Genomic DNA, 13,794 nt, shown 5'->3' with positions numbered 1-13,794 from the left:
GTAAAAAGTGCATGATCCAGCTGATTGCCAGCACAAACTTACGCAGCTAACATCTCTTGCTAATGAGTACGCGAACGGCCGCAGCCATCCCTGTGGCAGGCCGGATTGGGGGGTTCGTCTACGCGATCCGCAATATCGTGGCGGAGGCGCGCAAGGTCGAGGCGGCCGGGCGAAAGGTCCGGTACCTCAATATTGGCGACCCGATCCCCTTCGGCTTTCACACTCCTCCACACCTCGTCGAAGCGGTCACGCGGGCGATACGGGACGGTCACAACGGGTATACCCCGTCGCCCGGGATTCCGCCCGCGCGCGAGGCCGTCGCCGCCGAGCTGACCTCGCGCGGCATGCCGGTGGACGCCGGCCGCGTGGTGATCACGTCGGGCACCTCGGAAGGCATCGAGATCGCGCTCCAGGCGCTGGTGGATCCCGGCACCGAGGTCCTCGTGCCGCTGCCGACCTACCCGCTGTACACCGCCGTCCTGGCGAAGATCGGCGCGACGCCCGCGTACTACCGCGTCGACCCGTCGCGCGGCTGGCTGCCCGACCTCGATCACATGCGCACCCTGATCAACCCGGGCACGCGCGCGCTGGTCGTGATCGATCCGAACAATCCGACCGGATCCGTGTATCCGCCCGACGTTCGGCTGCAGCTGATCGCGCTGGCGGAGTCGCACGGCATCCCGATCCTCGCCGACGAGGTGTACGGCGATCTGGCCTACGACGGTCCCGTGCCCGCCCTGGCCAGCCTCGACCGGGATGCGGCGATTATTTCGTTCTCGTCGCTCTCGAAGGCGTACCTCGCGCCTGGCTGGCGCGCCGGCTGGATGGCGGTCGGAGGGAACGCGCGGCTGGACGGTGTGCTCGACGCCATCAAGAAGCTCGCCGACGGCCGTCTCTGCGCGGCCGGTCCCATGCAGCACGCCATCGTCGCCGCGCTCACCGGCGACCGCTCGCACCAGGCGGTGTTTCGCGCGGCGTTGCGCGAGCGCGCGGCGCTCACCACGTCGCGGCTCAACGCGATCCCGGGCATCTCGTGCGTCCCGCCGGCGGCGGCCTTCTACGCGATGCCGCGGGTGGAGCTTCCGCCGGGGCGGACGGACGAAGACTACGTGCTCGGACTGCTTCGCGCGACCGGCGTGCTCTGCGTCTACGGCTCCGGATTCGGGCTGCCCGCTGAGCAGGGATTCATGCGTCTCGTCTTTCTCGCCGCGCCGGAAGAGCTGAGCGGGGTCTACGATGCGATGGCGGCCTTCACGCGTGATTTCCTCGGGCGCTGAGTGAGCGATCAGAAGCAGACGATCCTCTGGACGATCGCGGTGGCGGCCCTCGCCGTCGCGATCCTCTATGCCGCGTTTCTCGTGCGGCATGTCCTGCTGCTCATCTACATCTCGGGGCTGCTCGCGATCGGTTTCTCGCCCGTGGTGCGCCTGATCGAGCGGCAGCGCCGGATTCCCCGCTGGCTTGCCATCCTGCTGCTGTACGTCGTGATCCTCGGCTCGGCGGCGATCGTGATTTCGCTCGTCGCCCCGCCGCTCATCGAGCAGGCGAAGGGACTCTGGGATGCCGCGCCGCGCATGTTCGACCGCGCGCAGGAGTACCTGATCGACAGAGGCCTCCTGCGGGAGCGTCTCACGCTGCGCGAGGCGGTCGAACAGGCGCCCGGCACGAGCGGCGCGGTGGGCACGATCACGGGCGCCGCGCTTGGGATCGTCGGCGGCCTCGCTGGCGTGCTGACGATTCTCATCCTGACGTTCTATCTCCTGCTCGAGGCCGACAGCCTGCGCAATACGTTCCTGCGGCTGTTCCCGAAGCCGCGACGCGCACAGATTGCGAACGCATCGGCCGAGGCGACACGCAAGGTCAGCGCGTGGCTCAACGGCCAGCTGCTGCTGGCCGCCACCATCGGCACGACCGCGGCCATCGGGCTCTGGATCCTGGGCGTGCCGTACTTCTACGTCCTGGCGCTCATCGCCGGCGTCGGCGAGATGATCCCCGTCGTCGGCCCGATCATCGCGGCGGTACCCGGCATCGCCGTGGCCCTGACCATCTCCTACCAGAAGGCGCTCATGGTCGCGCTCTTCTACCTGCTGCAGCAGCAGCTCGAGAACCACGTGCTCGTGCCCAAGATCATGTCGCGGCAGGTCGGCGTGAGCGCCGTCACGGTGATCGTGTCGCTGCTCATCGGCGGGAACCTGCTCGGCGTGCTCGGCGCGATCCTCGCCATCCCCACCGCGGCCATCCTGCAGGTCATCTACCAGGAAACGATCGGCAAGCAGGACTGACGTGCCCGCGCGGGCACGCGTCGATCCTGCCGTGGCCGCACGGCTCTACGCGGGCTGACGCGCGGCGTATACTTGGCCAATCATGGCCATCTCGCAGCGAACCGATCCCCTCGCGTATCTCGGCGAGGAGCTTGATTCACTCAAACAGCAGGGCCTCTATCGGCGCCTTCGCATCCTGGGGGATGAACAGAAAGCGCGCACGACCTTCGACGGCCGATCGGTCGTCAACCTGTCGTCCAACAACTACCTCGGATTGACGACTCACCCTCGGCTGCGCGAGCGGGCGCGCGCGGCGCTCGAGAAATATGGCGCCGGCACCGGCTCGGTGCGCACCATCGCCGGCACGATGGACATCCACATGGAGCTCGAGCGGAAGCTCGCCGAGTTCAAGAAGACGGAAGCGGTCGTCGTGTTCCAGAGTGGCTTCGCCGCCAACGCGGGCACGGTGTCCGCCGTCCTCTCGAAAGACGATTTCATCGTCTCCGACGAATTGAACCACGCGAGCATCATCGACGGGGCCCGGCTGAGCCGCGCCACGATCAAGGTCTTCGCGCATCGCGACGTCGCGGCCGCGCGCAAGATCCTCCAGGATCTGCCCGCCGGCCCGCGCAGGCTCCTCATCACCGACGGCGTGTTCAGCATGGACGGGGACGTCGGGCCGCTGCCGGATCTCTGCGCGGCCGCCGAGGAGCACGGCGCGATCATGATGGTCGACGACGCGCACGCGAGCGGCGTGTTCGGACAGAACGGACGGGGCACGATCGATCACTTCAACTGCCACGGCCGCGTGCACGTGCAGGTCGGGACGCTCTCGAAGGCAGTCGGCGCGCTTGGCGGCTACGTGGCCGGCAGCCGCAACCTCGTCGAGTTCCTGCATCACCGCGCACGGCCGTTCCTGTTCTCGACGTCTCACCCTCCCTCGGTCGCCGCCTCGTGCATCGCCGCCATCGACGTGCTTCTCGAAGAACCGCAGATCATCGACCGGCTCTGGGAGAATACGCGCTTCTTCAAGGCCGGTCTCCAGAAGCTCGGGTTCAACACCGGCATCAGCGAGAGCCCGATTACGCCGGTGATCGCCGGCGAGGGCGCGCTGGCGATGAGGCTCTCCGACCGGTTGTTCGAGGAAGGCGTCTTCGCGCAGGGCATCGCGTTCCCGACCGTCGCGCGAGACAAGGCGCGCGTCCGGACGATCGTCACCGCGACGCACACCCGCGAGGAGCTGCAGTTCGCGCTCGACGTGTTCGCGAAGGTCGGGAGGGAGCTGGGGATAATTTAGAAAGGCAAAAGGTAAAACCAAGAAAAACTACGTTCATGCGAAAGCTCACCGCCCGTGCCCGCAAGTTCTTCGGCGACTACGCCGGAGATCTGTCCGCCGACGACGTTCAACGGCTGCTGACCAGGGACACGGCGGAGGCGTACCGCTTCTTCGCGCGGGGGATCGATCGCGATGCCATGCGGCAACTGCCGGCGTTCAAGCGCTGGGCGGTGCACGCGCGGCTGCTCTTCCTCGCCTTCACCATGCGGCTCTCGCCGCCGCGCCGCGTGCTCTACGCGGCGGCGCTCGTCGCGGCGGTGTTCGGCCTGTTCAGCCTGTTTCGCGGATTCGGGCCGCGCACGGTCCCGGTTGCCGGCGTCCCCATCTTCGACGTCCGGCTTCCCGCACCCACGTGGGTGCCGGGAACGCTGTGGCTCGTCAGCAGCCTGATTCTCCTGAACCTGCTGATCCTCCTCGAGGTCGCGGATCGACTTTCCCTCAAAGGGGACCTCGAGGTGGCGCGCGACATCCAGCTGGCCATGCTGCCCGCGGGCACATGGAGCGCGACGGGGGTCGCCGCGTGCGGGCTGACGCGGCCGGCGAACACCGTGGGCGGTGATTTTTACGACATCCTGCCGCTGCCCGACGGGCGTCTCGCCATCGCGGTCGGAGATGTCGCGGGCAAGGGCAGTCCAGCGGCACTGCTGATGGCGTTGCTTCTCGCGATTCTCCGCACGCTCGTGGACGAAGCGCTCGAGCCCGGCGACCTGGTGCAGCGCCTGAACGCGCAGGTGGCGCGGCATGCGCCCCCGTCGCGCTTCATCACGCTGTTCTTTGGGATCTACGATCCGGCGAGCGGCCACCTCACCTACGTGAACGCCGGCCACATGCCGCCGCTGCTCCGCCGCGCCGCGACGGGAGAATCGCTGCGTCTGCCGGCGACGGGCGTCGCGCTCGGGATGTTCGAACAGTCCACCTACGTCACCGAGCGCGCGACGCTCGACGCCGAGGATCTGCTCGTCCTGTATTCGGACGGCATCACCGAGGCCGAGAACCCCGACGGCGACCCCTTCGAAGACGCGGGACTCGAGCGCGCGCTGAACAACCTCTCCGCCGGGGATCTGGCCGCCGCCGGCCGCTTCATCTTCTCAGCGGTCGAGCGCCACGCGCAGGACACGCGATTCGCGGATGACCTGACCGTCCTGCTGCTGAAACGATCGATACAATCGGCGCCCGCCGGCGTCTAATACGGTGAGTGGTGTCCTCCCTGCTGCGCGCGCGCATCGCAGTGCTGGCGTTCATTGCCGCCGCGGCGCCGTTTGCCCCTGCCGCGGCGCAGACCGCCCCTGCGACCGACGGGATCGCGACCGTCCTGCAGCAGATAGAGAAAGCCCTGCTGGGCGGGAGCCTCGACGGCTACCTCGCGCTCGTGGCGCCCGGGGCGAACAGCGAAGCGGCTGAAGCCTTTGCAAAGCCCCTGTTCGCCGGGGGCATGACCAAGGTCACGATTCGCGAACGCGACCGCCAGCCGCTGGTCGGTGCGGTGGCGGGCGAAGGGCACCGGCTGCTGGTCGAGGCGCTCTTCGAACGCGGCCGCTCGGGGCGGATCGTCACCTGGCGGCTCGACGTGCGGCGCTCGCGCGAGGACGAGCAGCGCTGGTTCATCTCCGGGCAGGAGCAGATCTCGTCGCTCGACGGCCTCTCCCAGCTGCAGCTCGAGACCGCGCGGCCGTTCGCCGCACGCGATCTGACGATTACCTCGATCGATTTCTCGCTCACCCTCCCGAAAGGGCGTGTGTACGTCGCCGAAACCGCGGCGGGAGTGACGGCGCTCGTCCTCGTGGGCAACGGCACGATGCGGTTCTCGCCCGGGCCGGCTGCCGAGCGCCGCCAGGTGCGGATCTTCGCGGGCAGCGAGACGCTCGAGGCGTCGTTCGACACCGCTCTTGTCCGCCTGAACCCGGCTGAGTACGCCGAACGCGTCTCCTCCGGCGCGCTGACCGCCACCGAGGGCACTGAAAAGGACGCGCGCGGCGCTCGGGCCTTCTTCGACTCGCAGATCGGGCAGAGCTTCGCGATCGCCACCGACCTGTCACCGGGCAGCAACTGGTCGCTCACGCCGGGCTATGGGGACTTTCTCGCCGAAGTCCGCACGAAGAAGCACGGGACGCTGACCGTCGCTCGCTCGTCGAGCGAAGCGGAGGACGTGACGCTGTTCGATCGGCGCCGGCGCCGCAACATCGCCCTGTATCCGTCTCCCCAGAAGCTCGAATCACGCGGGCGGTTCTACGACGAAGACGACCTGGCCGACTACGACATTCAGAGCTACGACGTCGCGACGACGTTCAACCCCGATCGCGAGTGGGTCGAGGGACGGACGACGATCGCGCTCAAAGTGCGGGCCCCGTCGATCGGCACCCTCACCCTGAAGCTGGCTGAATCGCTCGCGGTCCAGTCCATCGGCTCGCCACAATTGGGCCGGCTCCTCTTTTTCCGCGTCGTCGGCCAGAACAGCATCATCGTCAGCCTGCCGTCAATGGCGTTCAAGGACCAGCAGTTGTCGCTGACGGTGACCTACGCCGGCCGTCTCGGGCCGCAGGTCCTGGACCGCGAGGCGATCGCGGTCGCGCCGGACCAGACGCAGGAATTCGTGTCCGATTTCCCGCTGGCGCAGCCCGAGCGTCGCTACATCTACAGCAACCGCGCGCACTGGTATCCGCAGGCGCCGGTCACCGACTACGCGACGGCAATGCTGCGCGTCACCGTCCCGGAGGATCTCGCGTGCGTCGGCAGCGGCGAGCTGACGGAGACGCGCACCGTGAGCACGCCGATCGAGCGCGGCGACACGCGCTGGCGCCAGTACACCTTTCACGCGCGGCGGCCGCTCCGCTATCTGGCGTGCGTCATCAGCCGCTTCGTCGGACCGCACGTGTTGAACGTCAGGATGACGACGCCGTCGGCCGAATCGGCGGCGACGAGCGTGCGCAGCGGCAGCCAGGCCGGGGCTGCAGATACCTTCGTCCGCCTCGCTGTCACGTCCAATCCCCGCCAGGAGTCGCGCGGCAGGACGTTCCAGGAACGCGCGGCCGCGATGTTCCAGTTTTACTCGGGCGTCGCGGGGGACACGCCGTACCCCGCCTTTACGCTCGCGGTGACCGAGAGCGAGGTGCCCGGCGGCCACAGCCCGGCCTACTTCGCGATCCTCAACCAGCCGCCGGTGCAGAGCAGCCTGACGTGGCGCAACGATCCCGTCAACTTCGAGAGTTTTCCGTCGTTCTTCCTCGCGCACGAGATCGCGCACCAGTGGTGGGGCCAGGCGGTGGGCTGGCAGAACTACCACGAGCAGTGGATCAGCGAGGGCTTCGCGCAGTACTTCGCCGCGCTGTATTGCAGGGAGGAACGCGGGGCCGACGCGTTCATGAGCGTGCTGCGGCAGATGCGCCGTTGGGCCGTCACTTACAGCAACCAGGGACCGATTTCCCTCGGGTATCGCCTCGGCCACATCCGCGGCGACAGCCGCGCCTTCCGCGCGGTCCTCTACAACAAGTCGGCGGTCGTGCTCGACATGTTGCGGCGGCTCGTCGGCGACACCGCCTTCTTCCGCGGGCTGCGGCGCCTCTACTTCGAATCCCGCTTCCGCAAGGCGGGAACCGACGACGTGAGGAAGGCGTTCGAGGCGGAGTCGGGTGAGACGTTGGATCGGTTTTTCGACGGGTGGATTTTCAGCTCGGACCTGCCAACGGTGCGCGTCGATCACCAGATCGTGGGCGGGGGCAGCGGGGGGCCCGTCGTGCGCCTCGTCTTCCAGCAGGAGCAACCCGAGCTGTTCGACGTGGTGTTTCCTCTGGCCGTCCGCTACGTCTCGGGCGCGTCGGATACCCACGAGATCCGCGTCCGCGAGCGTCGTACCGAGGTCACGCTGCCGCTCAAAGGGCAGCTCCGGCGCGTCGACCCCGACCCGGATAGGATCACGCTCGCGCAGTTCAAGTAACGAAAGGTTCAAGACGGGGGGTTCAAGACGAGGGGTTCAAGACGACAGGTTCTGCCGGAAGGTTCTGATACAGAAAGCGTGATGCCGATCGCGCCGAAGGCGATCATCGAAAGGAGGAACGTCAGGCACCCCACTACGATGATAGCTAGCGGGCGAAACGGACCAAGCGAAATAGCCACCTCCACCCTCCCACTAACATGGTGGTTGAGGCCCGCAGTTCGAGGCCGCATCGCACGAATCCTGCGCGCCGAACTGATAGACGATCGCGGTGCCCCCGGTCATACTCGCACCGAGTAACACACATCCAAAGAACACGCCGGCGGCGACGTACGGCCCAGTGGCCCCTGCTCTGGTGGCATTCAGGGCGCAATATCTTACGGATCCTAGTCCGCCGCCCACCGCCGCCCACATCGACGCGTTGAGCCGGGCCTTGACGCATGCTCGCATACAAGCGCGCCACGCCGCGCGGTCCGCCTGACAATCGAGTCCCGCGACAAAGAGCGCCTTGAGCAAGCGAGGCATATGCACTTGCTGAGCTGTCCCCGATGTCTGGTGGACTTTGGTAACACCCACTCTTAGAACACTATTTTTGAACCTTCCGTTTTGAACCTTCCGTTTTGAACCTTCCGTTCAGAACCGACCGTTTTGAACCCACCGTTTAGAACCTTCCGTTTTGAACCTTCGCCTTCCGTCTTTGATAAGATTTCAAGGTTATGGAAACCGTCACGCTCACGATTGATGGCCGGCAGATCACGGTGGAAAAGGGCCGGACCGTCCTCCAGGCCGCGATCGAGCACGGCATCAAGGTGCCCTACTACTGCTATCACCCCGGCCTCGGCGTCGACGGGTCCTGCCGCGTCTGCATCGTCAAGGTGGAGAAGATGCCGAAGCTGCAGACGTCGTGCTCGACGGTATGCACTGACGGCATGGTGGTTTACACCGATACGCCTGAGGTCGTGGAAGCGCGGGCGAGCGTGTTCGAGTTCCTGCTCATCAACCATCCTCTTGATTGCCCGGTGTGCGACAAGGGGGGCGAGTGCCCGCTCCAGGACTTCTCGTATACGTTCGGCCCCAACCGCAGCCGGATGGAGTTCCCGCGGCGCGTCTTCGACGGCGAGGGGGTTCGCGCCGACGTGGACTTCGGCCCCACGCTGATGCTGAACCGCAACCGCTGCATTCTCTGCACGCGGTGCGTGCGCTACATGCGCGAGATCGATGGCGACGCCCAAATCGGCATCATCGATCGCGGGAACGGCAGCGAGATAGCCACCTTCCAGGAGCAGGGGGTGCACTCGCTCACCTCCGGGAATCTGATGGATGTCTGTCCGGTAGGCGCGATTACCACGCGCGATTACCGGTTCAAGTCGCGGCCGTGGGACAACCCGCACGCCGTCGACACGATCTGCACGCTGTGCGAGAAGGGCTGCAACACGACGGCCTGGATCAAGGCGAAGCCGGAGTGGGCCAAGGGGGCGCGCCTGATCCGGATGACGCCGCGCTTCAACCCTGATGTGAACAGCTATTGGATGTGCGACATCGGCCGGTTCAACTTCCACTGGGTAGAAGGGGAGCAGCGCGTCCGCAGGCCGTTCGTGCGCGGCGCCGCGAACTCGTTCGAGCCGATGGCCTGGCACGACGCGCTCGCGAAGCTGCGCGAGCGGGCCGACGCGTCCGGCGGCAGGCTCGGGTTCCTCGTCTCGGCCCACGCCGCTCTCGAGGAAATGTTCCTCGTGAAGCAGCTCGCCTCCGCCCTCGGCGGCGCGCCGATCGCCGTGTCGTGGACGTCGAGCCGGAAGCAGCAGCCGGCGAACACCCGGTTCCCCGTCCCCCCCGTCGATGCGCCGAACGTGAACGGCGCACGCGACCTCGGGCTTGTCGCCGCCGGTGCCGCGCAGCCGGATGCCGGCGCGTTGCGCGCCGCGGTCGAAAGCGGCGCCGTGAAGGCGGTGTACGTGCTCGACCCGGGGCCTGAGCACAGCATCGGCGACGTGCACTGGCTCATCGACGCGCGCCGCTCAGGCCGGTTGCCGCTCCTGGTTGTGCAGGGTGTGTCGATGACGCCGCTGGCCGAGGCGGCGGACTTCATCCTGCCAGGCGCGGCCTACGTCGAGAAGGATGCCGTCTACACCAACGGCCAGGGACGCGTGCAGGCGGCCTCACAGGTGCTGCTCCCGTCGGGCGACGCGACGGAAGACTGGCAGATCCTGGTGAACGTCGCGGTGTCGCTTGGCGTGTCCACAATCACCTACACGGACGCGGCGCACGTGCGCGGCGCGGCCGCTTCCGCCCTGTCGTCGAATCCGGCATATGCCGCCATGGCGACGCTCGAATTCACGCGTCCCGTCCCGGCGCGGACGTGGCTCCAGGCGTCCAACCCGTCGGAACGGTGGAAGTGGGATTTCATGTTCCAGGACCTGCTCCCGGTGAAATTCGCCGGCGAGCCGGAAAAGACGTCCCGTCCGGACCTCATCCTCCTGAGACGCGTCGAATAGTACATGTCTGAAGTGTCATACCTCGCCGCGTTCGTGGGGGGCTTCCTGTCGTTCATTTCCCCCTGCGTGCTGCCCTTGATCCCGGGCTACCTGTCGTTCGTGTCCGGGCTGTCGATGGAGGAGTTCCGCGGCGGAACGGCGAGCTCCAGCTCGCGCTGGCAGCTGCTCTCATCCTCGCTGGCGTTTGTGGCGGGCTTCTCGCTCGTGTTCATTGCGCTCGGCGCGTCGGCCAGCGTCGTCGGCGAGTTCCTCATGAGCCGCTTGCCGCTTCTGGGCAAGATTGCCGGCGTGCTGATCATCGTCTTCGGGCTGCACACGATGGGCGTGTTCCGGCTGCCCTTTCTCGACGCCGAGAAGCGCGTGCATGCGCAGCGGAAGCCCGCGGGACTGCTGGGCGCGATGGTGGTGGGGATCGCGTTTGCCTTTGGATGGACGCCGTGCATCGGCCCGATCCTCGGCGGCATCCTCGTGATGGCGGGACGCCAGGAAACGATCGGCGATGGTGTCAAGCTGCTCTCGGTCTACTCGGCGGGCCTGGGCATCCCGTTCCTGCTGACCGCGCTCGCGATGAATCGCTTCTTCCACGCGAGCGCGCGCATCCGGAGGCACTATCACGCCGTCGAAGTCGCCTCGGGTGTGCTCCTCATCGCGATCGGCGTCCTGATCTTCACGAATCAATTCACGATCATCGCGCGGTATCTCGAGCCGTACCTGCCGACGTACTGACAGGGCTGCGCAGCGTGAGGGCACGCGGTAAAACGCGCACGACCGCTTCGCGTGCGGGCTCTACGATTTCCCCGTCCACGTGCATCTCCATGGGATGGTCGCTGGTGACGCGTGCGTGTTCCACGGTCCGCGTCAGAACGCCCGGCGCGCGGTGAGCCGTCCGCCGGAACAGGTGGTGCAGCCGCACGAAGTTTGCCGCGGCCGGCCACGGTTTCACGACCACCATCTCCAGCTTCCCATCGTCCACGCAGGCAAGCGGCGCGATCACGGCGTTGTTCCCGTACTGGCAGCCGTTGGCGAACGCGACGATCAGGGCCTCCGTGTCGCAGCGCTCGCCGCCGGCGTCGATCGTGTAGCGCGCGGCGCGGTATCGCCAGACCGATCGCAGGCCGATCATGAGGTACGGCAGGCCGCCGCGCCTGCCCTTGGGCAGCCGCTGGAACTGGTGGGCGACATGGCCGTCAAAGCCAATGCCCGCGATGTTGACGAAGAGACGGCCGTTCATCTCACCGGCGTCCACCCGCCGGTCGCTGCCGTGGAGCGCCCCCTCGAGCGCCGCCGCGGGATCGACGGCGAACCGCAGCTCCGTCGCCAGCCCGTTCCCCGAGCCGGACGGGACGATGGCCAGCGGCACGCCCGAGTGAGCAAGGGCACACGCAGCCTCGTTCACCGTGCCGTCTCCGCCCCACACGATCACGACGGGCGCGCCGGCGCGCTTGAACGCTTCGGCCAGCTCGCGGGCGTGCCCTGCGCGGGAGGTGACGGCGATCTCGATCGCACGGCCGGCGCGCCCGGCCACCTCGCGCGCCAACGCCGCCCGCCGTTCGGCCGCGTGCGTGTCGGCGCCCGCTCCGGATATGGGATTGATGATCAGGGCTGCTGCTTTCACGCGGTGCTATAGTAACGTCCCGGAGGCGCGATCATGAGCAGACGCGGAGCGCGGCTGACCGTAGCCGTTCTCTTCGCCCTCTCGGTCGGGGCGGCGGCCTGGCAGTACCTGCGCGCGGAACGCGCGCTCGCATCCCATCACAACGAGTTGGCGGCCTTCGAGCGTGATGCCCGTGCGGCCGGCGTGTCGATCGCCGACACCCGCGCCGCGCAGCAGGCGTACGTGGCGATCGGGCAGGGCACCGACTACTGGACGACGCGCGTCTCGGCGTCTCTCGACTCGCTGAGGGTACGGCTCACCGCACTGCGCCAGCAGGCGCAGTCGCCCGAAGCCGGCGCCCGAATCGATGCCGCCCTCGTCGCGCTCGACGATTTCGCGCGGATGGATCGCCGCGCGCGTGATTATGCCGTGTCGGGACAGCGCCTCCTTGCATCGGACGTGATCTTCGCCGATGGCTTCGAAATGAGCCAGGCGGTGGCGGCCGAGCTCGACGCGGCCCGGGCTTCGGAACTGCCGCACCGCGCGCGGCTCGCCGGCGCCATCGAATCGCGGAAGCGACTGCTGGCCGCGGGCACCTCCGGCCTGGGGATCTTCTTCATGCTGATCCTCGCGTTTGCGGCCGGTACCCGGCCGGTGAAAGGGGACTTCGCCCAGGACGTCGCGTCGGAACCGGCTGGCGACCTGTCCGGATTGACCCTGACGCTGGACGCGCCGAGAGCGCCGTTTCCGGCCGTCGACCTCCCGGCGGCTGCGGCGCTGTGCGCCGACCTGGCGCGGGTGACGGACCCGCGCGAGATCCACGTCCTGCTCGACCGCGCCGCGCGAATTCTCGACGCGTCCGGCATCATTCTGTGGATTGCGGACCCGGACGGCCGGGAGCTGATCCCGACCGCGGCGCACGGCTACACCGGGGCCGCGCTGGCGCGGATGGGAACGATCCCAGGCGACGCGGACAACGCCACCGCAGCAGCCTATCGCGAGGGCAAGGTGCACACGGTGAAGGGGGACGTGCTGACGAGCGGCGCGATCGTCGCGCCGCTCGTGACCCCCGGAGGGTGCGCGGGAGTGATGGCCGCCGAGGTCCGGCACGAGCGCGAGCAATCCGAGGATGTCCGGGCGGTGGCCGCCATCATGGCGGCGCAGCTCGCGATGCTCGTTGGCGCCGCGCCCGCTGCGGCGCCCCGCGCCAAAGCCAACTAGTACGGGGTCACGGTGCCCGGCCGGCGCGCTGCCGGCCGCGGATCCAGCTTGACCTTCAGCGTCATCGGCTTCCGATCGCGCACGATCTCGACCGCGAACTCCCTGCCGTCATCGATCCGCCGGATCTCACGGCGCACATCGCCCGTGCTCTCAACCGTCTCGTCCGCGATCTTCGTGATGACGTCGCCAGCCTTGAGGCCCCCTCGTGCCGCCGGCGAGCCGTCTGCGACGTTGGTGACCAGCGCCCCGCGCTTCACGCCGAAGTAGCTGGCGAACTGATCTTCCAGGTCCTCGAGCTGCACGCCAAGACGCGCCTGGCGCGACGTGTAGACCTCGATTTCAGGCAGTGCCAGGTGCCGTTCGAGGTTGCGCATCTCGGGCATCTCGGGCATCGTGAATCGCTCGAGCGGCATGACCCGGCCGAACGCCCGCGCTTCCGGCGTCACGTCGACCGTCGTGCGCTGGCCGCTCCGCTGCAGGACCATCTTGACCGGCTTCCCTTGGGGCGTTTCATCCACGAGCCGCGCGAACTGCCGCGCGCTCCGCACACGCTCGCCGTCGAATTCGATGATGACGTCCTTTTCCCTGACACCGGCTTTCCCCGCGGGACTGTTCGACCGGACCTCGTCCACGACGACGCCGCCGGTTGACTCCGCGTCAGACACCGTGATCCCGATCTGCCCGCCGAACCACCCGGCGAAACGTGCGCGATCGCCACGCGGCGATGGCCGGCGATCCTGCCCGTAGAGGCCGGGCGCAACCGCCGCGAGCGCCGCCACAACGGCGACGGCCGCGACGAGGCGGGCCGCTACCCTCCACCTGTGCATGAGTTCTGACCTCCATGGGATCAGACGCGCCCGATCTCCAAAAGGTTGTTCCAGGCTCGCGCTGGCGCGCCGGGAAACGTTCGCTCCGGAGGTCAGCGGCGTCCCCGGCGCAGGACGCACGAGGCGTCGGCC

General features: G+C 67.8%; 10 protein-coding genes. 8 read left to right on the top strand and 2 right to left on the bottom strand.

Going from position 1 to position 13,794, the window contains the following annotated elements:
* Positions 1-62: 62 nt before the first annotated feature.
* The 7 genes from HYU53_04760 (at position 63) to HYU53_04730 (ending at position 10,746) form a co-directional block, all read left to right on the top strand.
* Positions 63-1,277 (top strand): aminotransferase class I/II-fold pyridoxal phosphate-dependent enzyme, encoded by a 1,215-nt coding sequence (locus HYU53_04760; GenBank protein ID MBI2220497.1) that lies wholly within the window; start codon positions 63-65, stop codon positions 1,275-1,277.
* Positions 1,278-2,282, top strand: a complete 1,005-nt coding sequence (locus HYU53_04755; GenBank protein ID MBI2220496.1) for an AI-2E family transporter — start codon at positions 1,278-1,280, stop codon at positions 2,280-2,282.
* Between the two features lie 82 nt (positions 2,283-2,364).
* Complete coding sequence (locus tag HYU53_04750; protein MBI2220495.1) at positions 2,365-3,558, top strand: glycine C-acetyltransferase; 1,194 nt, start codon at positions 2,365-2,367, stop codon at positions 3,556-3,558.
* A gap of 35 nt (positions 3,559-3,593) precedes the next feature.
* Positions 3,594-4,784, top strand: coding sequence for a serine/threonine-protein phosphatase (locus tag HYU53_04745; protein MBI2220494.1), 1,191 nt, complete (start codon positions 3,594-3,596; stop codon positions 4,782-4,784).
* 11 nt (positions 4,785-4,795) lie between these two features.
* Complete coding sequence (locus tag HYU53_04740) at positions 4,796-7,528, top strand: hypothetical protein (GenBank protein MBI2220493.1); 2,733 nt, start codon at positions 4,796-4,798, stop codon at positions 7,526-7,528.
* A gap of 713 nt (positions 7,529-8,241) precedes the next feature.
* Positions 8,242-10,020 carry a molybdopterin-dependent oxidoreductase gene (locus HYU53_04735; GenBank protein ID MBI2220492.1) on the top strand — a complete coding sequence of 593 codons (1,779 nt, stop codon included), beginning with the start codon at positions 8,242-8,244 and terminating at the stop codon, positions 10,018-10,020.
* 3 nt (positions 10,021-10,023) lie between these two features.
* Positions 10,024-10,746: a cytochrome c biogenesis protein CcdA gene (locus tag HYU53_04730; GenBank protein MBI2220491.1), complete on the top strand. Its 723-nt coding sequence runs from the start codon at positions 10,024-10,026 to the stop codon at positions 10,744-10,746.
* On the opposite strand, the gene HYU53_04725 is transcribed toward HYU53_04730, so the two are convergent.
* Complete coding sequence (locus HYU53_04725) at positions 10,706-11,635, bottom strand: diacylglycerol kinase family lipid kinase (protein MBI2220490.1); 930 nt, start codon at positions 11,633-11,635, stop codon at positions 10,706-10,708. The two genes, HYU53_04730 and HYU53_04725, sit on opposite strands and share 41 nt — an antisense overlap.
* A gap of 33 nt (positions 11,636-11,668) precedes the next feature.
* Between HYU53_04725 and HYU53_04720 the strand changes: the two genes are divergently transcribed.
* Positions 11,669-12,835: a GAF domain-containing protein gene (locus tag HYU53_04720; GenBank protein ID MBI2220489.1), complete on the top strand. Its 1,167-nt coding sequence runs from the start codon at positions 11,669-11,671 to the stop codon at positions 12,833-12,835.
* Here the strand turns inward: HYU53_04720 and HYU53_04715 are convergent.
* Positions 12,832-13,662, bottom strand: a complete 831-nt coding sequence (locus HYU53_04715; protein ID MBI2220488.1) for a PDZ domain-containing protein — start codon at positions 13,660-13,662, stop codon at positions 12,832-12,834. The genes HYU53_04720 and HYU53_04715 overlap by 4 nt on opposite strands.
* Positions 13,663-13,794: the final 132 nt, after the last annotated feature.

Source organism: Acidobacteriota bacterium (genome assembly GCA_016184105.1).
In the GTDB taxonomy this organism is placed as follows: Bacteria; Acidobacteriota; Vicinamibacteria; order Vicinamibacterales; family 2-12-FULL-66-21; genus JACPDI01.
This window is presented reverse-complemented; position numbering and strand designations above follow the sequence as displayed.